At 52.7% G+C, this 21,930-nt stretch carries 27 protein-coding genes and 1 tRNA gene; 10 read left to right on the forward strand and 18 right to left on the reverse strand.

Going from position 1 to position 21,930, the window contains the following annotated elements; translation table 11 throughout:
* Positions 1-35 precede the first annotated feature (35 nt).
* A complete protein-coding gene (locus tag TK_RS01735; protein WP_011249307.1) occupies positions 36-1,547 on the forward strand; it encodes an AMP phosphorylase in 1,512 nt (503 codons plus the stop codon).
* Here the strand turns inward: TK_RS01735 and TK_RS01740 are convergent, their stop codons facing one another.
* On the reverse strand, positions 1,548-2,060 hold the full coding sequence (locus TK_RS01740) for a hypothetical protein (protein ID WP_011249308.1): 513 nt from the start codon (positions 2,058-2,060) through the stop codon (positions 1,548-1,550).
* 64 nt (positions 2,061-2,124) lie between these two features.
* Positions 2,125-2,595, reverse strand: a complete 471-nt coding sequence (gene moaC / locus TK_RS01745; RefSeq protein WP_011249309.1) for a cyclic pyranopterin monophosphate synthase MoaC — start codon at positions 2,593-2,595, stop codon at positions 2,125-2,127.
* A 98-nt stretch (positions 2,596-2,693) separates the two neighbouring features.
* Between moaC and TK_RS01750 the strand changes: the two genes are divergently transcribed.
* The 3 genes from TK_RS01750 to TK_RS01760 are packed head-to-tail and all read left to right on the forward strand — an operon-like array spanning position 2,694 to position 6,669.
* The gene (locus TK_RS01750) at positions 2,694-3,623 is read left to right on the forward strand and encodes an ABC transporter ATP-binding protein (RefSeq protein ID WP_011249310.1); all 930 of its coding nucleotides are present in this window, start codon (positions 2,694-2,696) and stop codon (positions 3,621-3,623) included.
* Entirely contained in the window at positions 3,620-5,746 is a 2,127-nt protein-coding gene (locus TK_RS01755) for a COG1470 family protein (protein ID WP_011249311.1), read from the forward strand. The genes TK_RS01750 and TK_RS01755 overlap by 4 nt, the downstream gene beginning before the upstream one ends.
* A complete protein-coding gene (locus TK_RS01760; protein WP_232500594.1) occupies positions 5,716-6,669 on the forward strand; it encodes an ABC transporter permease in 954 nt (317 codons plus the stop codon). Before TK_RS01755 ends, TK_RS01760 begins: the two co-directional genes overlap by 31 nt.
* A 54-nt stretch (positions 6,670-6,723) precedes the next feature.
* Here TK_RS01760 and TK_RS01765 read toward each other — a convergent pair whose 3' ends face one another.
* From TK_RS01765 to TK_RS12285, 5 genes are all read right to left on the reverse strand, one after another.
* On the reverse strand, positions 6,724-8,163 hold the full coding sequence (locus TK_RS01765) for an RtcB family protein (protein ID WP_048053651.1): 1,440 nt from the start codon (positions 8,161-8,163) through the stop codon (positions 6,724-6,726).
* Between the two features lie 62 nt (positions 8,164-8,225).
* Positions 8,226-8,684 carry a methyltransferase RsmF C-terminal domain-like protein gene (locus TK_RS01770; RefSeq protein ID WP_083755798.1) on the reverse strand — a complete coding sequence of 153 codons (459 nt, stop codon included), beginning with the start codon at positions 8,682-8,684 and terminating at the stop codon, positions 8,226-8,228.
* Positions 8,671-9,609, reverse strand: coding sequence for a tRNA (cytosine(49)-C(5))-methyltransferase (locus TK_RS01775; RefSeq protein ID WP_011249315.1), 939 nt, complete (start codon positions 9,607-9,609; stop codon positions 8,671-8,673). Before TK_RS01775 ends, TK_RS01770 begins: the two co-directional genes overlap by 14 nt.
* 9 nt (positions 9,610-9,618) lie before the next feature.
* The gene (locus TK_RS01780; RefSeq protein WP_011249316.1) at positions 9,619-10,047 is read right to left on the reverse strand and encodes an archease; all 429 of its coding nucleotides are present in this window, start codon (positions 10,045-10,047) and stop codon (positions 9,619-9,621) included.
* A complete protein-coding gene (locus TK_RS12285; protein WP_011249317.1) occupies positions 10,044-10,166 on the reverse strand; it encodes a hypothetical protein in 123 nt (40 codons plus the stop codon). The genes TK_RS01780 and TK_RS12285 overlap by 4 nt, the downstream gene beginning before the upstream one ends.
* Before the next feature lie 93 nt (positions 10,167-10,259).
* On the opposite strand from TK_RS12285, the gene panB reads away from it, so the two are divergent.
* Both panB and TK_RS01790 read left to right on the forward strand, forming a co-directional pair.
* The gene (gene panB, locus TK_RS01785; RefSeq protein ID WP_011249318.1) at positions 10,260-11,114 is read left to right on the forward strand and encodes a 3-methyl-2-oxobutanoate hydroxymethyltransferase; all 855 of its coding nucleotides are present in this window, start codon (positions 10,260-10,262) and stop codon (positions 11,112-11,114) included.
* The gene (locus tag TK_RS01790; protein ID WP_011249319.1) at positions 11,114-11,779 is read left to right on the forward strand and encodes a glycosyltransferase family 2 protein; all 666 of its coding nucleotides are present in this window, start codon (positions 11,114-11,116) and stop codon (positions 11,777-11,779) included. The genes panB and TK_RS01790 overlap by 1 nt, the downstream gene beginning before the upstream one ends.
* A gap of 399 nt (positions 11,780-12,178) precedes the next feature.
* On the opposite strand, the gene TK_RS01795 is transcribed toward TK_RS01790, so the two are convergent.
* The 9 genes from TK_RS01795 to TK_RS01835 form a co-directional block, all read right to left on the reverse strand.
* Positions 12,179-12,255: transfer RNA gene (locus tag TK_RS01795), tRNA-Thr, on the reverse strand.
* 41 nt (positions 12,256-12,296) lie between these two features.
* On the reverse strand, positions 12,297-13,121 hold the full coding sequence (locus TK_RS01800; protein ID WP_048053652.1) for a phosphatase PAP2 family protein: 825 nt from the start codon (positions 13,119-13,121) through the stop codon (positions 12,297-12,299).
* Between the two features lie 110 nt (positions 13,122-13,231).
* Positions 13,232-13,807 carry a 7-cyano-7-deazaguanine synthase gene (locus TK_RS01805; protein ID WP_011249321.1) on the reverse strand — a complete coding sequence of 192 codons (576 nt, stop codon included), beginning with the start codon at positions 13,805-13,807 and terminating at the stop codon, positions 13,232-13,234.
* Between the two features lie 43 nt (positions 13,808-13,850).
* The gene (locus tag TK_RS01810) at positions 13,851-14,327 is read right to left on the reverse strand and encodes a DUF998 domain-containing protein (RefSeq protein ID WP_011249322.1); all 477 of its coding nucleotides are present in this window, start codon (positions 14,325-14,327) and stop codon (positions 13,851-13,853) included.
* A gap of 85 nt (positions 14,328-14,412) precedes the next feature.
* A complete protein-coding gene (thiI, locus tag TK_RS01815; protein ID WP_011249323.1) occupies positions 14,413-15,558 on the reverse strand; it encodes a tRNA uracil 4-sulfurtransferase ThiI in 1,146 nt (381 codons plus the stop codon).
* Positions 15,559-15,562: 4 nt separating this feature from the next.
* Entirely contained in the window at positions 15,563-15,883 is a 321-nt protein-coding gene (locus TK_RS01820; protein WP_048053654.1) for a hypothetical protein, read from the reverse strand.
* Positions 15,884-15,937: 54 nt separating this feature from the next.
* Positions 15,938-16,546 carry a nitroreductase family protein gene (locus tag TK_RS01825; protein ID WP_011249325.1) on the reverse strand — a complete coding sequence of 203 codons (609 nt, stop codon included), beginning with the start codon at positions 16,544-16,546 and terminating at the stop codon, positions 15,938-15,940.
* A 196-nt stretch (positions 16,547-16,742) separates the two neighbouring features.
* A complete protein-coding gene (locus TK_RS01830) occupies positions 16,743-17,024 on the reverse strand; it encodes a type II toxin-antitoxin system HicA family toxin (protein ID WP_011249326.1) in 282 nt (93 codons plus the stop codon).
* Positions 17,025-17,028: 4 nt separating this feature from the next.
* Positions 17,029-17,412: a hypothetical protein gene (locus TK_RS01835; protein WP_011249327.1), complete on the reverse strand. Its 384-nt coding sequence runs from the start codon at positions 17,410-17,412 to the stop codon at positions 17,029-17,031.
* A 181-nt stretch (positions 17,413-17,593) separates the two neighbouring features.
* Between TK_RS01835 and TK_RS01840 the strand changes: the two genes are divergently transcribed.
* The 4 genes from TK_RS01840 to pfkC all read left to right on the forward strand — a co-directional run bounded on the left by TK_RS01840 (position 17,594) and on the right by pfkC (position 20,511).
* Positions 17,594-17,824 (forward strand): type II toxin-antitoxin system VapB family antitoxin, encoded by a 231-nt coding sequence (locus TK_RS01840; protein ID WP_011249328.1) that lies wholly within the window; start codon positions 17,594-17,596, stop codon positions 17,822-17,824.
* The gene (locus TK_RS01845) at positions 17,805-18,227 is read left to right on the forward strand and encodes a type II toxin-antitoxin system VapC family toxin (RefSeq protein ID WP_394295116.1); all 423 of its coding nucleotides are present in this window, start codon (positions 17,805-17,807) and stop codon (positions 18,225-18,227) included. The genes TK_RS01840 and TK_RS01845 overlap by 20 nt, the downstream gene beginning before the upstream one ends.
* Before the next feature lie 100 nt (positions 18,228-18,327).
* Positions 18,328-19,041, forward strand: coding sequence for a maleate cis-trans isomerase family protein (locus tag TK_RS01850; protein ID WP_011249330.1), 714 nt, complete (start codon positions 18,328-18,330; stop codon positions 19,039-19,041).
* Between the two features lie 84 nt (positions 19,042-19,125).
* Positions 19,126-20,511 carry an ADP-specific phosphofructokinase gene (pfkC, locus tag TK_RS01855; RefSeq protein WP_011249331.1) on the forward strand — a complete coding sequence of 462 codons (1,386 nt, stop codon included), beginning with the start codon at positions 19,126-19,128 and terminating at the stop codon, positions 20,509-20,511.
* 28 nt (positions 20,512-20,539) lie between these two features.
* On the opposite strand, the gene TK_RS01860 is transcribed toward pfkC, so the two are convergent.
* Entirely contained in the window at positions 20,540-20,980 is a 441-nt protein-coding gene (locus TK_RS01860; RefSeq protein ID WP_011249332.1) for a DUF835 domain-containing protein, read from the reverse strand.
* A 186-nt stretch (positions 20,981-21,166) separates the two neighbouring features.
* Positions 21,167-21,895 (reverse strand): L-serine kinase SerK, encoded by a 729-nt coding sequence (gene serK / locus TK_RS01865; RefSeq protein ID WP_011249333.1) that lies wholly within the window; start codon positions 21,893-21,895, stop codon positions 21,167-21,169.
* Between the last annotated feature and the right edge of the window lie 35 nt (positions 21,896-21,930).

Consider the following 21,930-nt stretch of genomic DNA (forward strand, 5'->3'; position numbering starts at 1 on the left):
TTTTCTTTAATATACCAATCCCAGGGGGTGGTAGAGTGAAAGCCAAGATCCGCATACTCGATATGTTCAGTGGGAGGTACACTGTTCTAATAAACGAGGAAGATGCCAAGGAGGCAAAGCTTCACCCGGACGACCTCGTTAAGATAGAGGCAGGTAAGAAGGCCGTCTATGGCAGCGTTGCCCTCAGCAACCTCGTCGGAAAGGGTGAGGTCGGTATAAGCAGGGACGTACTTGACCTTCACAACTTCTCGGAGGGCGAAACCGTCAGCGTTATCCCTGCCGGGACTCCAGAGAGCGTCCGCTACATCAAGAAGAAGATGCACGGCGAGAAGCTCAGGAAGGTCGAGATAGAGGCCATCGTGAGGGACATCGTTGACAGGAAGCTCAGGGACATCGAGATAAGCTCCTTCGTGACGGCCCTTGAGATAAACGGCCTCGACATGGACGAGATAGCGGCTCTGACCATAGCGATGGCAGAGACGGGGGACATGCTCGATATTGATCGGAAGCCGATAATGGACGTCCACAGCATCGGCGGCGTCCCGGGAAACAAAACCAACATTCTCGTCGTCCCGATAGTGGCGGCGGCAGGTTTAACTATTCCAAAGACCAGCTCAAGGGCTATCACCAGCGCCGCGGGAACTGCCGACGTTGTCGAGGTTTTTGCGGACGTCAGCTTCTCCCTCGACGAGATAAAGCGCATCGTCGAGAAGGTCGGGGCATGTCTGGTCTGGGGCGGTGCGCTCAACCTGGCACCCGCGGATGACATAACGATAAAGGCCGAGCGTGCGCTGAGCATCGACCCCACTGGCCTGATGCTGGCCAGCATAATGTCAAAGAAGTACGCTATGGGCAGTCAGTACGTTCTCATTGACATCCCGACTGGAAAGGGTGTTAAGGTGGAGACTGTCGAGGAGGCCAGGAGCCTTGCCAGGGACTTCATAGAGCTTGGAAAGAGGCTCGGCCAGTACGTTGAGGTTGCAATAACCTACGGTGGTCAGCCAATAGGACACACCGTCGGCCCTGCCCTCGAAGCCAGGGAGGCCCTCTCCGCTCTCATGACTGGCAAAGGCCCTGGAAGCCTAATAGAAAAGGCCACAGGACTGGCCGGAATACTCCTTGAGATGGGTGGCGTTGCACCCGCCGGAACTGGCAAGAAAATGGCCAAAGAAATCCTCGAGAGCGGCAAGGCCTGGGAAAAGATGAAGGAAATCATCGAGGCCCAGGGCGGAGACCCGAACATCAAGCCCGAGGAGATACCCATCGGCGACAAGACCTACACCTTCACCGCCGCCACGAGCGGTTACGTCACAGCAATAGACAACAGGGCGATAACTGCCATAGCGAGGGCCGCTGGAGCGCCTGAGGACAAGGGAGCTGGAATCGAGCTCTACGTCAAGGTCGGGGAAAAGGTCAAGGAGGGCGACCCGCTCTTCACGATACACGCCGAGCACGAGGCGAGGCTCGACCAGGCGATAGTCCTCGCCAGAAGGACTGAACCGATAAGAATAGAAGGAATGGTTCTCCAGCGAATCGGCAACATCTGATCACTTTCTGCATTCTTCTACCTTTTTCAGGAATTCTTCCCTGGTAAGGCACGGTTCATTCCTCTTCAGCTTGACCGCCGCCACCTTGTAGTTTCCTTTCCCTGCGAAGCGGCAGACCTTCCCGGGTTCGTCTATCAGCCTCGCAACCGCTAAAGTTTCGCCGTTGCACTCCACGTAGTCTATCACCGTATCCTGGAAGCCTGTAAAGATTATCACGCACTTTCTATTCGGGTTCAGTTGGGCAAGGCCCTTATCAATGGGGGGCAGTTCTTTGACGACGCAGTTTTCAGGATATTTCCCAGCCTTCACTCTCTTGATGAGCTCCGGCGGTTCTCCCGTTCTTTCAAACTCCTCAAGTTCCTCTCTCGATACATCAACGGGTTTCAGTGAGTAGCAGAGAATTCTCCCATCGTGGTACATGAAGTAGGTGCCGTCCTTCAGGAACATGAAGGCAATCCTCTCCCGCGGCTTATCGAAGATGTAGCCAGATTTGCTCTTCTTAACCGAGTACATTTTTACTCACCACTACCCTATCTTTGGGGACGCTTATAGCCCTTTCTGGGCAGAGTTGTCCAATTCATTCTTCTCCCTTGACTTTCTCCACGACTCTTATGTCCTCAATCCTTGTGAAGGGGTACTGTCCGTTCTCATCCTTCTCGACGGCCTTCACCATGTCCCATATCGTCAGGAGGGCGACGCTGACGCCCGTGAGGGCCTCCATCTCAACGCCGGTCTTGTAGTAGGCCCTGACCTCGCAGGTGGCCTCTATGTAGTCGTCTCCAAACTCAAAGGTTATGTCAACACCCGTGAGTGGTATTGGGTGGCAGAGCGGGATCAGCTCGGGGGTCTTTTTCACGGCCAGGATGCCAGCTATCTGGGCAGCCGCTATAACGTTGCCCTTCTTGGTCTTTCCAGCTTTAATCAGCTCTATTGTCTCGGGCTTCAGCCTTATCCTGCCTTTGGCAACGGCTTTTCTGAAAACAACGTCCTTGTGCCCAACTTCCACCATCTTAACACCCTTTTCGTCAACGTGTGTCAAATCCTTCATTTCAATCCCCATTTCAAGTGGAAGAGCAAAGTTTAAAACCCTGACCCTTAGCCACACTTAGAAGCGGCAAGATTTTTACTATTAAATGGGGTGTTATTATGTCATCACAGGCTATCCTGATCGAAAACCTTACAAAATCATACGGTACGTTCAGGGCCGTGGACGGCCTTACTTTCGACGTGAAAGTGGGGGAAGTTTTTGGATTTCTGGGACCGAATGGAGCTGGAAAGACCACAACGATTCTCAGCATGCTCGGCATCATCATCCCCGACGATGGGAGAATAGAGATACTGGGAATGGACATGTCGAGGGAGCCGATAAAAATCAAGGAGCGCATCGGCTACCTCCCTGAAAACGCCACTATCTACGGCGAACTTACCGCCTGGAAAAACCTGGAGTTCTTTGCCAACTTTTACAGGATGAGCAATTCCGAGAGGGAAAAGCGGATAACTGAACTTCTCAAGAGGGTTGGTCTCTGGGATGCCCGCTATCGGAAGGCCAAGACGTTTTCAAAGGGCATGAAGCAGCGCCTTCTCCTTGCACAGGCTCTTATCAACGACCCGGAGCTGTTGATACTCGACGAACCAACGAGCGGGCTCGATCCAGAGGGAGCGCATTTGGTTAAGGAAGTAATTCGGGAGGCGAAGGCTGAGGGAAGGACCGTCTTCTTCTCAAGCCACATCCTCAGCGAGGTCGAGGAGCTGAGCGACCGCGTCGGCATAATCGTCCGCGGAAGGCTAAAAGCAGTTGGCCCTATACGGGAAATAAAGCGTCAGTTCATGGAGCTTGAGGGCTACGAGATAAAGGTGGAGACGAAAGAGCCCATACCTGAGCTTCGGCATGAGGAAATCACCAGGGTTGAGCGCCTCGCCCCAAATAGGATTATCCTTTTTGCCCGCTCGGATATAAGGGAGTGGCTCTCCCAGTACCTCACTTCGAAGGGAGTCACTATCTTGAGCCTTGAGGTTGAAGAACCAAGCCTTGAGGATGTTTTCATGAAGACGATCTACGGGAGGGATGAGGAATGAGGAAAGCCTTTCTCCTTTTGCTGTCCATGCTCCTTCTTTTGCCCCTAGCGAGCGCCCAGCCGTACGTGACGGTCTTTGAAGGACGGATTGCACCGGAACATGCGATAACCGTGGGCGACTACACCGTTACGGTGGTCAAATCAGCAGTGGGGACACCGTATCTCATGCTGAAGAAAGGAGCTGAAATTCTTGAACTCATGCCCTTTGACTTCGGGCGCGAAATAGAGCGCGATGGCATCAGAGTGGTTATGGGAAGCTACACCCCACAGGGCGGTTTTGTGGTTGTCTCCGTTAAGCCAAAGTTAGTAGCTTCCCTTAAACCGAAGGTTGGGGAGAGGGTCTCGTTCAACGGCACAACGGTCGAAGTTACCTCGGTTGGCGCTGAAACCGTTGATGTTTCAGTAAACGGGGTGACCAAAACGCTTGAAGTCAACGGAAGCGCTGTGGTTGATCTAGTGGCACTCGAATACAATGGAAAGGAGATAAGGGTTTACGTCGCTGACCCCGCCTCGGAGATCGTGAACCTGGAGTACGCGGTCTTCTACCCGTATCGGAAGGTTAGAGCTTCTGGACCCGTTGACGTGCCGATCACTATTACCAGCTCCAGCGACGTTGAGCTGAACCTGAAGCTCGGCATTCTCTCCCTGCCCTCTGGCTGGAAGGCGAACTTCATCTACGGGGGCGTTGAGGTGGGTGAAATATCGGTTCCACCGAAGGGAACGGTCAGCCTGACCCTCCACATTGAGCCGACTGGAAGCGGCGTGGTGAAGTTTACCGTTGGGAATTTCACAGGCAGCCTGGAAGTTGAGAGTGCTGGAATCGAAGTTTCAATTCCCTACCTAAGCCTGGAAGCGGAAGCGGGAACCAGCCTGAGCGTGCCGGTTGCCTTCGCAGGGACGGGAAGGGTTGAGTTCACCCCTGGAAGCGTTCCACAGGGGTGGGGGGTATATTTAACGGACGGCAGGTACAGGCTGAGGAGCTTCGATGTCGATGGAAGCTTCACCGCGGAGCTGGTGGTGGAGATACCGAGAAACGCGACCCTTGGAGACCACAGGATAGAGTTCGAGGTTAACGGGCAGAGCTATGCTCTGAACGTTTACGTGTACAAGACGTACCTCGGAGAGCCTGCAAAGCTCACTGTAATCCTCACTGATGAGAGCGGAAACCCCATTCGGGGATGGGTTTCGGTCGGCGGTGAGAACGTTACAGTTTCCCCCGCGGGATCCGCAAACTTTGAGCTCAAGCCAGGGGAGTACACCGTGCTGGCTGGCGCAGAGGGCTGTTCCCCAGTCGAAGAGGACGTTAAGCTCTCCGATGGGGAGGAGAGAACCCTGACCATAAAGCTCAGGCGCGCGGAGTACTACTTCAAGGCTTCCCTAGAGAGGGATGTCCTAACCGTAACATCAGGAAGTGGGGGGAGCGTCGCGATAACTATCAAGAACCTCGGATCCAAGGACGACGATTACAGGGTCACTGTTGAAGGGCTCCCCGAGGGCTGGAGCTACATCCTCAGCCAGGACCCCAAAGGCACCGTTCCAATAGCGAGCATTAAAGTCCCGAGCGGAGAAAGTGGAAGCGCATATCTAGTCATCCTTCCGCCGTTCAACGTAGAATCCGGGGACTTAAACGCCACGGTGGTCGTTTCAGGCTCAAACTCAAGAGTTGAGCTTCCCCTCAAGATTCATGTCGAGAACCCTGCGTCCCTCCGCGTAAACGTGGACAATCCAACCCTGACGGTTAAAGCGGGTGGAAGCACCGCCACTGCACTCTGGCTGGATGCGATGGGAACAGTTACCAACGTCAAGTTCACAGTACAGGCCCCGAGCGGCTGGGACGTTGAAGTTGTCCCATCAACGATTCCCCGCGTTGGGATGGGGGGAAGAGGCGGTGTTTACTGGTCAACGGGGCCGGCCCAGGCCGAACTCAGGATCCGCGTTCCAAAATCAGCTCCCGCAGGTACGTACACTATAACCGTGACGGCTGCGGGTGATCAGGCAAAGGCCGAGACCGTGGTAACCGTCAGGGTTGCTCAGAGCTCAAGCGGCACCTGGATCGGCATCCTCCTCCTTGTGGTGGCGTTCGGCGTGGTGATATGGCTTATGAGGAGGGTAGGCAGGAGATGAACCCCATCTGGAACCTGGCTCTCAAGGAGCTCTACGTCTCTGTAAAGAGCAGAAGGTTCATCGTTATCGTTGTCCTCTACTTTATCATTTTTGGACTGGCCGTCTACTCTATCAAGGATTACCTTGTGCAGATGGGCGTTCCGAGCGTCGACTCCAACGAGCTTGGCCTCTGGGGTGTCAGCGCCGAGATTTACACAACACCCCTCGCGATGCTTTTCACCGTCAACATGACGATAATAACCGTCCTCGGTGCCGTCTTAGGTGTTGCCCTCGGCGCGGACGCGATAAACAGGGAAGTCGAGAGCGGTACAGTGAGGGTACTGCTCGGCCACCCCGTCTACCGCGACGAGATCATAAACGGAAAGTTCCTCGGCATGGGTTTGCTGATAGCCGTGACTTACATGGTCTCTTACATAGTCATGATAGCCGTAATGCTCATCCTTGGAATACCCCTCGACGGAGAATCACTTTTTAGGAGCTTCCTGGCGATTCTGGTGACAATGCTCTACACGATGGTCTTCTTATCCCTGGGAATCCTCCTCTCTACGCTCTCAAAGAAGCCCGAAACCTCAATGCTGGCGGGAGTCGGTCTTGCCATCTTCCTGACGGTGTTCTATGGCATAGTAGTAGGCATAGTCGCTCCAAAGCTCGCTGGCCCCGAACCTCCAATAGGCACAAGTGCCTACCAGATATGGGCCGATGAGCTCCACGTCTGGATGAACAGGCTTCACTCCATAAACCCCGCCCACCACTATGTTCAGCTGGTCAGCTACATCTTCGCAGGCGACAGGTTCTTCAACTACTACATCCCGCTGAGCGATTCACTCATCTACGGCTTCAACAACCTCGCAGCCCTGCTTGTAATGCTGCTCCTGCCCTTTGCCCTGGCTTATGCCAGGTTCCTCACAAGCGATCTGAACTGACTCCTCTCTTTTTAATGTCGAAGAATCAGAAGAACAAAAAACAGAGAAGTTACATCATCCCTTCGCAACGCCCATCGGCCTCATTCTCGCAACGAGGTTCGCTATTCCGGCCTCATGGACGACCTGGACGACGTTGTCCACGCTCTTGTACGCACCTGGGGCCTCCTCGGCAACGACGCGGAGGGAAGCGGCCCTCACGTAGATGCCCCTCTGGAGGAGTTCGTTCCTGAGTCTGTCGCCGCGGTACTGTCTGGTGGCAGCTTTCCTGCTCAGGAGCCTTCCAGCGCCGTGGCAGGAGCTTCCGAAGGTCTCTCTCATCGAGCCCTCCGCTCCAGCGAGGACGTAGCTGGCGGTACCCATCGAGCCTGGAATTAGAACCGGCTGGCCGACGTCCCTGTATGCCCTCGGAACATCCGGGTGGCCAGCGGGGAAGGCCCTCGTAGCGCCCTTCCTGTGCACGACGACCTTCACCTTCTTCCCGTCAACCTCGTGCTCCTCAAGCTTAGCTATGTTGTGGGCGACGTCATAGACGATCTCCATCTCCATGTCTTCTGCTTTCCTCTTGAAGACTTCCTCAAAGCTCTCCCTGACCCAGTGGGTTATCATCTGCCTGTTGGCCCAGGCGAAGTTGGCGGCCGCTTTCATCGCGCTGAAATACTGCTGTCCTTCCTCGCTCTGGAACGGGACGCTCACAAGCTCCCTGTCCGGCCACGGGACTCCATACTTCCTGTTGGCCTTCTCCATTATCCTCAGGTAGTCGCTCGCAACCTGGTGGCCGAGTCCTCTGCTTCCCGTGTGTACCATGACCACAACTTGGCCCTCGAAGAGGCCGTAGGCCTTGGCTATCTCCTCGTTGTATACCTTGTCAACGTACTGAACCTCAAGGAAGTGGTTTCCGGAGCCAAGGGAACCGAGCTGTGGTGCACCCCTCTGCTTCGCCTTCTGGCTGACGGCATCTGGATCCGCCCCTTCCATCCTTCCTCCTTCTTCGAGATGCTCAAGGTCTCTCTCCCAGCCGTAGCCGTTGTCAACCGCCCACTTGGCACCGTCGGCCAATACATCGTCAAGCTGTGTCCAGTGAAGCCTCACGCGGCCCTTGCTTCCAAGTCCGCTCGGGACGTTCTTGAAGAGGGTGTCAACGAGCTCCTTGATTTTCGGTCTAACTTCATCCTTTGTCAAGTTAGTTCTGATGAGCCTGACACCACAGTTAATGTCGTATCCAACACCCCCTGGGCTTATTACGCCCTCCTTTGCGTCAAAGGCAGCCACTCCACCGATTGGGAAGCCGTAACCCTGGTGTCCATCTGGCATTACGATGGAGTACTTGTAGATGCCCGGGAGCATGGCAACGTTCGCGGCCTGCTCAAGCGTCCTGTCCTGCTTCATCTTCTCGATGAGCTGGTCATCAGCGTAGACCCTGCCCGGTACTCTCATTCTCTTGTCGAACTTCGGTATCTCCCAGCGAATCTTGTCTATCCTCTTCAGTGGCACCATCTCTCTCACCCCACCCCTTAGGTAGCCCTAAAGTTATTTTAAGGTTTCGAGGAACAAAACCGTTACTCCGCCCTAAGCCTCCTCTCCTTCGGGACGTAGTTTAGGAGTCTCCCGTCTTTAGCCTTCGCTGAACCGAGGTAGTAGGAACGCCACTTCAGGATGAACCAGCCGTAGAGATTTTCATCGACCTCGATGCTCTCACCGGCCAGATACCTTCTCGCCCGTTCGTCGTCCAGCTCTACCACGTTCTTCGTCGCCTTCGGCCCGACAAGAAAGCTTCCCTCGATGGTCAGCCTTATCCCGTCGCTCTCGATCCTTCCGAAGTAGAGCCAGCCGTCGTTCCTGCCGACGTCTAGGGGGCAGGGCTTCCTCGCATAGACCTTCTGGTGGTTGCCCCTGATGAGGTATATCAGGTCTAGAGCGTAGCCGTAGTTCTCGATGAGAAGTCTCTTTACAAGCTCTGCATCGTTCGTCTTCCCTATCTCATTCCTCGGGTTCGCCTTCTCCTCACTCACCGCCATCACCCGGCTTGACTATCTTAGCTATGAAGAACGCCTCGGTGTCGTTGTCGTTCGGGTGGATCCTCAAAGCTTTCTTCAGCTCCTCCGAGTACTCCTTCCCCTCCCATTCAAGCACCGGCTCGCTGGTCTTAACGGGGAGGTCTATTCTCTCAAGCCTCGCGTCCGTCTTCCTGAGGAGATAATCCACGACCTCCTCGTTTTCTAGGGGGTCTATCGTGCAGGTTGAGTACACCATAACTCCCCCGGGCTTTAAGGCCCTGTAGCCGGCCAAGATGAGCCTCTTCTGAACGTTCATGTACTTAACCACGGCTTTCTCGCGCCACTCCCTCAGGAAGCGCCAGCTCTTCCTTATCATCCCCACCGAGGAGCAGGGAGCATCGAGGAGAACCCTGTCAAAGGTGTTTTCGAAGCGGGCAAAGCTTGCCCCGTCTCTGGTTGTTACCCTCGCTATGAGAACTCCCATCCTGTTGAGGTTGGCTATCAGAACGTTCGCTCTGTCCCTGTTTGGGTCGTTTGCTATTATGCAACCCTCGTTCTGCATGTATTGCGCTATCTGTCCAGTTTTTGACCCCGGTGCCGCAGCCATGTCTAGAACGAGTTCTCCCGGCTTCGGGTCGAGAACGACCGGAGGTATCATCGAGCTGGCCTCCTGGCCGAAGACCAGGCCGAGGCCGTGCTCCGGAACCCTAGCGAGGTTGTCCACGTTTATGAAGAAGCCCTCGCGAACCCAGGGGATCGGCTCAAGCTCAAACTCCTCTTTAAGCCTCTCAACGATGACCTCTAGAGGTGCCTTTAGGGTATTTACCCTGATGCTCTGCCTGAGCGGCCTTATCAGGAACTCCCAGAACTCGTCGCTGTCCTCTAACTTCGAATACCTCTCGTAAAAGGCTGGATTCGCCTCCTTAACAACGTCCCTCGCGCTCATGGTGATCCCTCACAGGTCTGGAACGAACTGCGCCATCCATCTTCCATCGGGGAGCTTTTCAATCTTCATGTCGTGGTACGTTATTGCCTTGACTTCTTCCTTCGGCTCGTGCTTTTCTGGGTTGAGAACTTCTCCACAGGCCTTGGCTTTGAGTTTGTAGCCGTTCTCGGTCTTCTCTATCCGAACCTTAACGTCCCCGAAAACCAGCCCTTCCATGTCGTGGAGAACCAAAAGCTCCTCAAGGAAGCTGTATAGAAGTGCCTCAAGGTCTTCCTCCTCAACTTCAACTTCCCTGCACTCCTTAGGCTCGACTTTCTTAACGTTCACCATGACGTCGAAGAGACCGAGTGCAACGGCCTCAAAGGCCTCCTCCAGCGTTGAGCCGTAACCGCGAACGCCTATATCAGCAGTGTGCTCGTAGTGTTCCCATTTCCTCATACTCTCACCCCCTCACCCATTATTCTCTTTTCTCTATCGTCTCGCATCTCCCTCACGAGCTTTCCGCTGTCCTCTCTTGGAACATCCAGAGGTTTAAAGAACTCCCATTCCTCTTCCACGTTTCCACCTGAAGAGAATTCGAGTGAGTTTTTATAAATCCCACTAATCGAAACCGTTAATTAGACCGCCGTCTAAATGGTAGGGGTGGTGACATGAGGGAGATAACGCCGAGGAAGATAATCGAGATGAAGGGGAAGGAAAAGATAGCGATGGTAACGGCTTACGATTATCCCTCCGCTCTTCTCGCCGACAAGGCTGGCATGGACATAGTCTTCGTCGGAGACTCGCTCGGGATGGTTGTCTACGGCGAGCCTAACACTCTCAACGTCAGCATGGAACAGATGGTCTTCCACACGCGGGCAGTTGCCAAGGCCGTAAAGAGGGCTCTAGTTCTCGCGGACATGCCCTTCGGAAGCTACGAGGTCAGCGTCGAAGAAGGCGTTAAGAACGCGATGAGGCTAATTCGGGCTGGAGCTGATGCGGTAAAGATAGAAGGCGGCTACGATCACAAAAAGCTCGTTAAAAAGCTCGTCCGCATGGGAATCCCAGTCATGGGCCATACGGGGCTTACTCCACAGCGCTACCTCCGCCTTGGGGGCTACAGACTGATGGGTGAGACTGAGGAAGAGATCGAGGAGATTCTGCGCGATGCCAAGGCCCTTGAAAAGGCCGGCGCCTTCGCTGTGGTTCTTGAGTTCGTTCTTGCAGATGTGGCAAAGCTCGTGACGGAGGAGGTTTCAATCCCGACCATAGGCATCGGGGCGGGGCCTCACGTTGACGGCCAGGTCTTGGTGTGGCACGACCTCCTCGGAATCTACGAGAACGTTCCCCCATTTGTCAAGAAGTATGCCGATTTAGCCAGCATAATTCAGCTCGCCCTCGAGAACTACCGCGGGGAAGTCAAAGAGGGTAGATTCCCGGCTAAAGAGCACTACTGGGAGTTCCTCGACAAGGACGACTTCGAGAGAAAGAAGATGAAGGCCCTTGAACGCCTGGAGGACGAATGATGCTCGGTGGTATGAGGATAAGCGTGGTAATTCCTGCATACAACGAGGAGAAGCGGCTTCCAAAAGTCCTTGAGAGGATTCCTGAGTTCGTTGACGAGGTTATTGTCGTTGATGACGGCTCGTCTGATAATACTTATTCCTCTGCCCTCTCCTTTTCCGAAAAAGATCCTCGGGTTAAGGCCTTCAGGCTTGAAAAGAACTGCGGCAAGGGCTGTGCTATGAGAGAGGGCATAAAGCACACCACAGGAGACATCGTGGTCTTCATGGACGCCGACGGCCAACACCTTCCAGAAGAGATTGGAAAGCTTGTGAGGCCAATAGTTGAGGGGAGGGCAGACCTCGTAATCGGTGCAAGGAAGGTCGAGGTGCAGGGTAAGAGACCACTCCACAGGAGGCTGAGCAACATAATAACGACGAGGCTCATCAGGCTGAAGCTTGGGACTTACGTCTACGACACCCAGAGCGGCTTTAGAGCTTACAGGCGGGGGTTTCTACCCGAGATAGAGAGCGACCGCTACGAGGTAGAAACCGAGATGCTGATAAAAGCTGCAAAAATGGGGGCGAAAATAGTCGAGGTTCCTGTCAGTATGATATACGGTGTGGAGACAGGACATTTTAGGGCTGAGGATGTATTCAGATTCCTGCTGGCCCTGTTGAGAGGGTGATTGCCTTTTTAGGGGCTCTTGAATTAGCGTTTGTTGTGTCTCTTATTGTTCAGCAGTGGTCCATCAAACTCTTCAGCTCTTTTGAGAACTCATTGGATTTTCTACCCAAAATCCAAAGGTTTATAAGAAGTTTTTGCAATCCCTATAATAAGGGTTGCATAATACTCAACGGATTCATTGGTGCAAGGGGATACGAGCGGCTTGTTGCAGTTGTGCTCCCGGGTGACAGGGATTGTATCAGTGTTTGCAGTGGCTTTTCTACTAAATTTTTGACCCTTTTAGCGTTAGGGCACACATTGTAGATAACTGGTGAGAAATAGTCCAGACATCAAAAGGGAGCTACTCAGCGGCAATGATGAGCAGGTGTTGGAAGTGAGAATGGCCTTCCGATAATAATAATGGAGCCGGGACCGGGATTTGAACCCGGGACCTGCGGATTACGAGTCCGCCGCCCTGCCGAGCTAGGCTACCCCGGCACGTTTAAAAGTGGGGGGAGAGCGATTTATAAGCTTTTTCCTCATGGCTGGTTCAGTAGCGCCCTGAACAGCAGTATCCACTTCTGGGGTTCTAGCGAAAACAGCAGCAAAAGAGCCGCCAGCAGAAAATTCAGTAAGGTGACGGCACTCAGGGATCTAATCTCCAGCTGGTACAGGGTTCTTGGTATTTTTGCCATCCACCCATCGGTCAGCGATGAAATTGCCCACGCAAGGAGGAACCCAGCCAGGACATCGTATATCCAGTGGTGTATTAGTAAGACCGTTGCAAAGGGGATCAGGGTGTTGATAGTCAAAAGCACCTTTCCACCAAGCCTTTTCCGGTATTTCCATATGGTAATTATGTGAATCGCCGCAAACGTGTTGTGGAGTGAAGGGAGTACGAACTCCTGCCTCGTAAAAAGGTTGTCAGTGTCGTATCCTGGAACGTTGTAAACGTAGTGCGGCGCATAAATGTGGAACGTTAAATATATCGCTCCCGCCGTGGCATAGGCGATGAAGTATCTGGCGAGCAGTTCATCCGACGTTTGGAAGTCCTTGAGGTAGATAAGGACGTAGAGAACCATGAACGCTATGGATCCAGCGAATCCAATGTAATAAACTGCGTTTAGGAGATGGTATACGGGAGGAATGCTTTTAGTTGTGTTTAACAGTGTTAGAATGAAATCACGAGAGTTGAACGGGAGCTTGATAAATTGCTCCGTTACGTCAACACTCCACCGCCCGATGTATATGTACAGAATACTGAAAAACATCCACCCAAAGTAACTCAAAAGAAACGCGTTTAGTCTAACTAGGACGTCTTTTGCGATCCTTGATTTGATGTCATCACAAAGATGGCCGTTCACTTCTCATCACCAGGAGTCAATGATTTAACTTTCAGTAGTATCATCCCCAGATTTTGGACATTGGCTTATAAAATTTTTTGGTAGTATCCACGTCAAAAGTTGAAACTAACTCAGATCAAGTCCTGGAGGATCTTTTGGAACTCCCCCAAAGAGGCACGGACAACCGGGTATTTGGGCGTAAACGGACATGGGGGCTCTTTCCTTGAACTTATCTCGAACGTCCCTATTTCTTTTGCTATTCTCACTATCTCCTCCTTGTCCAGTCCTATGAGTGGCCTTAAGATTGGCAGGTCGCTGGCAGTGCTCACAACCATCAGGTTGTCGAGGGTCTGGGAAGCGACCTGTCCCAGAGAGTCGCCCGTTATTATTGCACTCGCCCCGATTTCGTGGCCGATCCTGCAGGCTTTTCTCAGCATCAGCCACTTGCACAGGACGCAGGTGTATTTGATTTTCCCGAGTTCTCTAAGTTTCTCAAAGGCTGGAACGTGTTCCTCGGAGAAGTTCACAATGATTGGGTCGCTGAGCTTCCCGTAGCGCTTCAGGATCTCGACTATCTCCGAGGCCTTTTCTTCCTTGATGGAGTCCTGCCTGAAGTGGATGGGCGTTATCTCTACGCCCCTCCTAAGCATTAGGTAAATGGCCACGGGCGAATCAATACCAGAGCTGAGCAGGGCGACGGCTTTCATGGTCTATCCTCTCTGGAGACCCCTTTAAGGCTCTTTCCAGAACCTAAAGTTTGAAACCTTTAAGGAGTAAGAGGCCAATGTAAGCGAACCACGCTAATATCGTGGCAGCCCCAACCAGCTCAGGGATTGCGAGTCCCTTGAAGACCCTCGTGAGGTAGAGCATCGCGAAGAAAGTTAGGACGGCTAGAGCGCTCCACAGGTAGCCAAACTTCACTCCGGAGCGCCAGAGCTTGATACCTATTATCGCTATGTCAGTCAGCGCCAGCAGGTAGAAGAGAACCGCCGATGGCGCGTGGAGCGCCTTTTCCTCGGGAAAGACGCCGACAAGGAACAGGAAGATCGCCGCCGCTGGCATCAAGTAGCTGAGCCCGTTTCTGAATGCCGCTATCGATGGAACCAGTGTTATCAGCGCGTAAACCATCAGGAAGCCGTTGAACCACCACCGGGCAGGATTTTTGAGAGAGCCCATGTCGCTGAGGGCGTTGTCGGTGAAGGAGAACCAGGGGTTCTGATGTATCACTATTGAAAGTCCGACTGCAAAGATGATGGGAAGAGAAAGCGCGACGTAACCCCCAAACTTCGCAAGTTCACGTGCTCTTCCCTCCTCAGCAATCCCGCTTTCTCGGCTCCTCCCCGAATATCGCCATGTAAATCTTCCTGAACTCTTCCCATGAACCTCTAATCACGGGATGCTTGGGGATGAACGGTATCTCGTCCTCAGGGAGAGTTGAAAGCTCAAACGTGCCTATCTTCTTCGCTATGTCGACTATTTCCTCCTTGTCGAGCCCTATGAGCGGACGGTAGATGGGCAGGTCGCTCGCCTGGCTGACGATGTACATGTTCTCGAGGGTCTGGCTTGCCACCTGTCCGAGCGAGTCGCCCATGACTATTCCCTTCGCCCCGAACTCCTTCGCTATCCTGTCCGCGTGCTTAACCATCATGAACTTGCACAGTACGCAGGTGTACTTCTCCTTCCCGAGCTCTTTGATCTTCTTTAGCATCTCCTCTCTGTTCTGCGGTTTTACGACAATAAGCTCAGCCTTTCCGCCATAGTGGTACTTCTTGAGCTGGTTCCATATCTTGCGCACCTTTTCAAGGGTCTTTTCGCCCATGTATATGTGAACCGGGATGACCTCGACCCCGCGCTTCATCATCAGGAAGGCTGCAACTGGCGAATCTATACCGCCGCTGAGCAGTGCAACGACCTTGCCCTGCGTCCCTATCGGGAGTCCTCCCCAGGCCCTGATTTTGTCAACGAAGATGTAGGCCTTCCCCTCCATCAGCTCAACGCCGACCTCGATGTCGTATTCGTGCAGATTGACCTCGCTCTCCTCGTTTTCGAGGATGTACTCACCTACCTTGGCCTGGATTTCGGGGCTCTTCAGCGGGAACTCCTTGGTTATCCTCCTCGCGGTGACCCTGAACTTCGGTTTTTCAAGGTTGAGCTCCCTCTTTTTCTTCCTGAAGAGTTTGAGGGCGGTCTTGTTAATCTTCTCAAGCTCTGCATCGACTTCCATCGCCGGTGAAAGCGATACTATTCCAAAGACCCTCGTGAGGACTTCCGTTGCTTCCCTGGCCCTGTTTGTCCTCACAAGGACTCTGCCGTGCTTTGCCTCCACTTTCTTGAAGTCGATCCCCTCGCTCACGAGAGCCTCCCTGATGTTGTTCATGAGTATGTTCTCAAACCACCTTCTCGTCTGCCGGGACTTCGTTCCAATCTCGCCGTACCTAACTATGACCACGTTGAACATAACCTCACCCCACTGGAGCCTTTATCACTATCTCAACGTACTTCTGGATGACCTCATAGAGGACGAGGCCGAGGACGTAGGATGAGAGCAGTATCAGCTCGTTCATCTCGAATATGTGCCTGGCGAGCTCCTTGGCCCTCGGCGTGGCATTAACTATCGTCTGCATGTACTTTCTCTTCAGTTTTTGATTGATCAGGATGAAGCCCACGAGAATCAGAACACCAGCTAACCCCCACATCTTCCCAAATCCGAGCATCAGGAAGAGCGTTGAAGTCATTGTTAGCCAGCCGCCTACGAGACCGAGGGCTATGACGAACTCTATCATCCTTTCACCTGGAGACGTAGAAGAAAAAGAGGATAAAAAAGTTTGCTTGTTCATTCAGAGTATCCGCGTAACCTCTTCCACGCCCTTCTTTCTTCTCCGCGGTTTCACCTCATCCCTCGGCCTTCCAACGGGAATGAGGCCCACGAGGTAGTAGTTCTCATCCAGACCGGCGAGCTCTCTGACCTTCTCCTCGATCCCTCTGAAGTTCGTCACGCCGATGTACACCGTCCCGAGGCCGAGCTCCACTGCCTTAAGCATGAGGTTCTGGATGGCCATCGCCGCGCTCTCCACGCTCCAGATGAACTCGACCTCGTCGAACTCCCGCCCCTTGAGGAAGCGAACCCTCCTGTCTATGAAGACCGCGATGTAGGCCGGCGCCCGGTACATTCCCTCCTCATAAATTCTCTTCATAAGCTTCTTAATCTTCTCCTCCGGCAAGTTCACTGCGCGGTAGTACTCTACCATGCCCTCTCCGATAAGGTCGTAGATTTCCTTCCGCACTTCCTCGCTCTTGAATACAACGAAAAGCCAGTTCTCGAGTCCGCTGGCCGTGGGCGCCCTTATCGCGGCCTCTATGAGCGCCCTTATCTCCTCGTCGCTTACTGGGTCATCTTTGAAGTACCTCACGGATGCACGCTTCATAATAGCTTCGTCGAGCTTCATTGTTCTTCCCCTAAGGAGAAATGGGTGGGGGGCTTATTTGTTTTTGCCTAAATTTTTCACTCTCATGAGACTCCTTTATGGGGTCGATTGGAATAAAAAGGTTATCTACACTAACTAAAATAGAGCCAAGAGAGCGACCTATAAGCGTTAATCCTCCAGTATCTTTGAGAGGATTTTGCTTTGGAAATCAAGGGGATTATATAACCCCTTTCTGCCTCAGAACACTCAAGTAGTCCTCATAGGTCAATGGACACTCCACGAAGTCTTGAAACATATCATCCTCTTCAAGATGCAGCTGTTTCTTTATTCTCCTTAAAAGGTCGTTCCCGAGCTCTTTCTTATCCCTACCTCTGCTGAACACCGTTATTACCCTGGTCTTCTTCCCTTCAACGTAAAGAATGTACTTCGTGTGCCTCCCACCCTCCTTTTTCTGGAAGCCCTTCTTTTCCAGTGCCCGCTGGACATCTCTTGCCTTCATGTCCCTAAACCTCCACGAGCTGAAGGAGAGCTTTTCTCAGTTCTTTGGCGCTCTCGTCGAGAATTTCTTCGTCTTCCAAGACGTATTCCTCGATCAGGGCTTCGAAAACTTTCTCGGCATCATGAAGGGCATCGTTCAGCGTGGGGCCGCATCCGTAAACTTCAAGCTCCCTGTTCTCGACACACCAGGTTCCAGCCTCTCTCTCCACGTTCAGCGTGAGGGGTTTTCTAAGCTTATAACCCCCAAACTCGCCCCTTATCTCAATGACTCTGGGAATGAAATGGATTAGCTTCTTGGGATTCTGAAGTTCAAGCTTTATCTCCTTCAGTTCTCTCTCGATCTCCTCTATTTTCTTGAGGAAGTAGGTGTAATCTACGGCCTCAGCCATCCATAAACCTCCTTGCTCTCTGAATGGATATCGTCCTAAAAACATTAAAACATTTTGGAATCATCCCTGATACTTCAACCACTTGAAAGCCGTTGCTTTTAGCCCGCTTTCTACGAATTGGAGGGGGTGTATACAAAATGTTTATATGTTTGTACTACAAATTTTTCCCTGGGTGAATTACGTGGGAAGCGTTGTTAGTGTCCGCGTCCCGCCAGATGTCAAGCGGGAAATGGACGAGTTAAAAGGCGAGATCAACTGGAGCGAGGAGATTCGGGAGTTCATAAAGAAGAAAATCAAAGAGTACAGAAAGAAAAAAGCCCTTCAGGAGGTTGTTTCCTACATCCAAACCCTTCCAGAGGCTCCAAAGGGGACGGCACAAAAGCTCGTGAGGGATGACCGTGATAGTCATTGACTCCTCAGCATTCTCAAAGTTTCTTCTAAAGGAGGAGGGCTGGGAGAACGTGATTCCTTACTTGGAGCCAGACCTTGAGCCTCACGCCGTTGACATGCTGGCCCTTGAGACTGCGAACGTGATATGGAAGTACGCCAGAAAGTACGGGTTGATAACAGAGGAGCAGGCTTTTGGGCTCTACGAAGGCATGATGAAGCTCGTAAGGGAGGAAGTGATAATCCTGGAGTCTAGCGGAAAATACCTGGGGGAAGCGTTGGAAATCGCGATGAGATACGACATTCCTATTTACGACAGCCTTTTCATAGCCCAAGCAAAAAGCCTCAGGGCGAAACTCGCCACGAGTGATAAAAGGCAAGCTGAAGTCGCAAAGGTACTTGGACTGGAAGCTGTCTATATTGGCTGATTAGAAATGTGGAAGAGATTGTGCCTTGTATGGATTTATGTATTTCTTTTTATCCCAAAGGTTTAATAGCTCCATTTCTGAACTCCCTAAGGTGAAAGACATGTACGGATGGCGCGGAAGGCTCGGCCTTATAGTTCCATCATCCAACACGACGATGGAGATGGAGCTTCATAATTACCTGCCTGAGGGTGTTTCACTTCACACATCGAGGATGCCCTTGAGGAACGTCACGGAAGAGGAGCTCGTCAAGATGAGCTCCCTCGCCGTGGAGAGCGCGAAGCTGTTGAGGGATGCAGACGTTGAGCTCATCCTATACGGGTGCACGAGCGGCTCGTTCATCGGCGGAAAGGACTACGAGAAGGAGCTTGAAGCGAAGATAGAGGATGAAGTCAAGGTTCCAGTCATAAGCACGAGCACCGCGGTGATCGAGGCGCTCAAAATCCTCGATGCGCAGTCAATACTCGTCATAACCCCCTACACCGACGAGATAAACGCCAGAGAAAAGGAGTTCCTGGAGGCCAACGAGTTTGAGGTTCTGGACATCAGAGGTCTCGGCATAGAGGACAACCTAAAAATCGGCAGGCTTGAGCCCTACGAGGCATACCGCCTGGCCAAGGCGAGCTTCATAGACGAGGCCGATGCAATCTTTATCAGCTGCACCAACTGGAGAACCTTCGAAATAATTGAGGCCCTTGAGGAAGACCTCGGCGTCCCAGTTGTGACCAGCAACCAGGCATCCCTCTGGCTCGCCCTGAGAGAGATGGACATCATGGAGAAGATTCCAGAGCTGGGAAGGCTTTTCACGGAGTACTGACTTTTCCATTTCTCCCCATACTTCCCGAAATCCTTTTAAGACCTACCACCATTTCAACAACGTTAGTCACTGAGGGTGATACACATGGTCAGGGAGCTCCTGGAGAAGGCAAGGGGACTTTCGATGTTCACAGCCTACAACACAAACGTTGACGCGATAGTTTATCTGAACGGCGAGACAGTCCAGAGGCTGATAGACGAGTTCGGCGCCGAAGCCGTGAAGAGAAGGATGGAAGAGTATCCGAGGGAGATAAACGAGCCCCTGGACTTCGTCGCGAGGCTTGTTCACGCACTTAAGACAGGAAAACCGATGGCAGTGCCCCTCGTAAACGAGGAGCTCCAGGCATGGTTTGATTCTCACTTCAAGTACGACGTTGAGAGGATGGGCGGCCAGGCGGGAATTATAGCCAACCTTCTGGCCAACCTCGACTTCAGGGAGGTTCTCGTCTATACTCCCCACCTGGCCAAGAGGCAGGCCGAGATGTTTGTTAAGAAGCCAAACCTTTTCTACCCCGTCGTTGAGGGTGGAAAGCTGGTTCTTAAGCACCCGTGGGAGGCCTACCGCGAGAACGACCCTGTTAAGGTAAACAGAATTTTTGAGTTCAGGGCCGGGACGACTTTCAGGCTCGGAAACGAGACGATAACCGTCCCCTTCTCGGGCAGGTTCATTGTTTCGGCCCGCTTCGAGAGCATAAGGATATACACCGAGCCCGAGCTGAAGCCATTCCTCCCCGAGATCGGCCAGCGCGTTGACGGTGCGATTCTGTCGGGCTATCAGGGTATAAAGCTCCGCTATTCGGACGGGAAAGACGCCAACTACTACCTCAGGGAAGCGAAAAAGGACATACTCCTGCTCAAGCGCGAGAAGGACGTCAAAGTTCACCTTGAGTTCGCATCGATTCAAAACCGCGAGCTGAGAAAGAAGGTAATATACAATCTCTTCCCGCTCGTGGACAGCGTTGGAATGGACGAGGCAGAGATAGCATACGTCCTCAGCGCTTTGGGCTACGACAAGCTTGCGGAGAGGATATTCACTTACAACCGCATTGAGGACACGGTCCTTGGAGGAAAGATACTCATCGATGAGATGAACCTAGAGCTCCTCCAGATACACACGATATACTACATCATGTACATCGCCCACGCCAACAACCCGCTGAGCGAGGCGGAGCTCAGACAGAGCCTTGAGCTTGCAACAACTCTCGCCGCTTCGAGGGCTTCTCTTGGCGACATAGCGTCCCCAGACCAGATAAGCGTTGGAATGAACGTTCCTTACAACGAGCGTGGTGAATACGTAAAGCTCCGCTTCGAAGAGGCCAAGAGGAGGCTGAGGACGAAGGAGTACAAGCTCGTCATCATTCCGACGAGGCTCGTTCAGAACCCTGTCTCAACCGTTGGCCTCGGCGACACAATCTCAACAGGAGCGTTCACGAGCTACCTGGCGATGCTTAAGGAAAAAGGTGAGCTCTGATTTTCTTTTCAGGTTTTTGTTTGTTCGTTTAGGCTTCTAGCCCGCGGAGGAGGGCCATTTGCTTGGGATCCCATGCCATTGGATCTGTTACCAGATAAACCCGTCCGCTGGTTAGTATGGCATAATCCCTAACAAGATGGAGGAACTTGAGGACACTCTCAAAACCATTGTAAACGGTAAGGTATTCAAGGCAGTCGATTATCACGGGCACGTCTGGGTTGTGTTTGAGGTGCTCGACTATTCCTTCAAGGATTCTGTGCAGTTCCCTCGGCCCAAAATAGCCCTTAACCGAGCTAACGGGTATCAGCTTCCATCTTCTTGGGACCTCTGTGCCCGCCCTGCCTATTACCACGGCCCTCTTTTCAGGGATATCCCTAATCGATTGGACTATCCTGAAGTGGTACTTTTCTCCGGGGGAAGACGCGTCCTCATTCGAGAGCAATGCTCTGTGTTTAAACACACTGAACATCCCTATCCCCTATCACAGTCTTTGCGGCGGGCTTTAAATCCCTTTTTTGTAAGTACCTGTGTAGGTGTCCCTCAGACAAGACCGATGTCGTCACCGTTCGGCCGGTTGATCCGTCATCATCGGACGGCATATACCTAAGGGTGTGGGTTTATAGACTTTCTGTTAATAAGATGGAAGAAAGAGACATCAGAACAGCTCTTCGAGCTTCACGTCGATCTTGTCGGGGTTGAACGGAAGGACGTGTCTGGTTGTCTTCGGTGAATAAACCTCACCGCGCTTGACGAGCTCCATGACTTCCTCCTTCGTCGGGGCCTTCCTGATGAATACGTAGTCTATCTCACCTTTGGCCATGTCCTCTCTCGCGTCCTCTTTGAGGCCGTAGTAAATGAGCTCTATCTTCCCCTCAACGCTCATCTCGTCGAGAACCTTGCTGACTTTCTTCTGCTCCTCAAGGCCACCAGGAATGGCGAAGCTCTTCTCGCCGACGAGGGCAAAGGCTATCTCGCCCCTCTCGGCCTTCTCTTCAGCCTCTGGATCCTCGATGACCTCAAGGCCTTCCTTCTTGAGCCTCTCAACCACCTCGTTGAGGTCGCCCTTGAAGGCAGGGTACCAGGTGTACACCTTGACGTCGTCACTGAAGTAGTCGAGGATAACCGAGGGAGCCCTCTTCGCGCCGAGCTTCTGGAGGCCGGCCCAGCGGTGGTGGCCGTCAACGATGAGGTACATGTCCTCACCGGGAACCTTCGCGAGGAGCATCGGCTTCCAGAAGATTCCGGAGCCAGTGACGCTCTCAATAAAAGCTTCAAGCTCCTTCTGAACGAGCTGTTCGTGGGGCTTCATCTTGTCCAGCTCGATAAAAACGTAGTCAACCTTCTTCGTGGGTATATCGTACTTCGGAACCTTCTCAACTCCCATTCCTGACCCTCCGTAACCTTAACCTGCAGACGGGA

Origin of the sequence: Thermococcus kodakarensis KOD1, assembly GCF_000009965.1 — an archaeon.
Lineage (GTDB): Archaea > Methanobacteriota_B > Thermococci > Thermococcales > Thermococcaceae > Thermococcus > Thermococcus kodakarensis.

Excerpts from the sequence above, each read along its gene's own strand:
- TK_RS01820 (WP_048053654.1), bottom strand. The coding sequence starts at position 15,883 with ATGATAGAGTTCGTCATAGCCCTCGGTCTCGTAGGCGGCTGGCTAACA.
- TK_RS01835 (WP_011249327.1), bottom strand. The coding sequence starts at position 17,412 with ATGGCTGAGGCCGTAGATTACACCTACTTCCTCAAGAAAATAGAGGAG.
- TK_RS01775 (WP_011249315.1), bottom strand. The coding sequence starts at position 9,609 with ATGAGCGCGAGGGACGTTGTTAAGGAGGCGAATCCAGCCTTTTACGAG.
- moaC (WP_011249309.1), bottom strand. The coding sequence starts at position 2,595 with ATGAAGGATTTGACACACGTTGACGAAAAGGGTGTTAAGATGGTGGAA.
- TK_RS01830 (WP_011249326.1), bottom strand. The coding sequence starts at position 17,024 with ATGAAGGCAAGAGATGTCCAGCGGGCACTGGAAAAGAAGGGCTTCCAG.
- serK (WP_011249333.1), bottom strand. The coding sequence starts at position 21,895 with ATGGGAGTTGAGAAGGTTCCGAAGTACGATATACCCACGAAGAAGGTT.
- panB (WP_011249318.1), top strand. The coding sequence starts at position 10,260 with ATGAGGGAGATAACGCCGAGGAAGATAATCGAGATGAAGGGGAAGGAA.
- thiI (WP_011249323.1), bottom strand. The coding sequence starts at position 15,558 with ATGTTCAACGTGGTCATAGTTAGGTACGGCGAGATTGGAACGAAGTCC.
- TK_RS01740 (WP_011249308.1), bottom strand. The coding sequence starts at position 2,060 with ATGTACTCGGTTAAGAAGAGCAAATCTGGCTACATCTTCGATAAGCCG.
- TK_RS01750 (WP_011249310.1), top strand. The coding sequence starts at position 2,694 with ATGTCATCACAGGCTATCCTGATCGAAAACCTTACAAAATCATACGGT.
- TK_RS01755 (WP_011249311.1), top strand. The coding sequence starts at position 3,620 with ATGAGGAAAGCCTTTCTCCTTTTGCTGTCCATGCTCCTTCTTTTGCCC.
- TK_RS01770 (WP_083755798.1), bottom strand. The coding sequence starts at position 8,684 with ATGGCGGTGAGTGAGGAGAAGGCGAACCCGAGGAATGAGATAGGGAAG.
- TK_RS01780 (WP_011249316.1), bottom strand. The coding sequence starts at position 10,047 with ATGAGGAAATGGGAACACTACGAGCACACTGCTGATATAGGCGTTCGC.
- TK_RS01860 (WP_011249332.1), bottom strand. The coding sequence starts at position 20,980 with ATGTTCAGTGTGTTTAAACACAGAGCATTGCTCTCGAATGAGGACGCG.
- TK_RS01790 (WP_011249319.1), top strand. The coding sequence starts at position 11,114 with ATGCTCGGTGGTATGAGGATAAGCGTGGTAATTCCTGCATACAACGAG.
- TK_RS01760 (WP_232500594.1), top strand. The coding sequence starts at position 5,716 with ATGGCTTATGAGGAGGGTAGGCAGGAGATGAACCCCATCTGGAACCTG.
- TK_RS01805 (WP_011249321.1), bottom strand. The coding sequence starts at position 13,807 with ATGAAAGCCGTCGCCCTGCTCAGCTCTGGTATTGATTCGCCCGTGGCC.
- TK_RS01850 (WP_011249330.1), top strand. The coding sequence starts at position 18,328 with ATGTACGGATGGCGCGGAAGGCTCGGCCTTATAGTTCCATCATCCAAC.
- TK_RS01825 (WP_011249325.1), bottom strand. The coding sequence starts at position 16,546 with ATGAAGCTCGACGAAGCTATTATGAAGCGTGCATCCGTGAGGTACTTC.
- TK_RS01765 (WP_048053651.1), bottom strand. The coding sequence starts at position 8,163 with ATGGTGCCACTGAAGAGGATAGACAAGATTCGCTGGGAGATACCGAAG.
- TK_RS01845 (WP_394295116.1), top strand. The coding sequence starts at position 17,805 with ATGACCGTGATAGTCATTGACTCCTCAGCATTCTCAAAGTTTCTTCTA.
- pfkC (WP_011249331.1), top strand. The coding sequence starts at position 19,126 with ATGGTCAGGGAGCTCCTGGAGAAGGCAAGGGGACTTTCGATGTTCACA.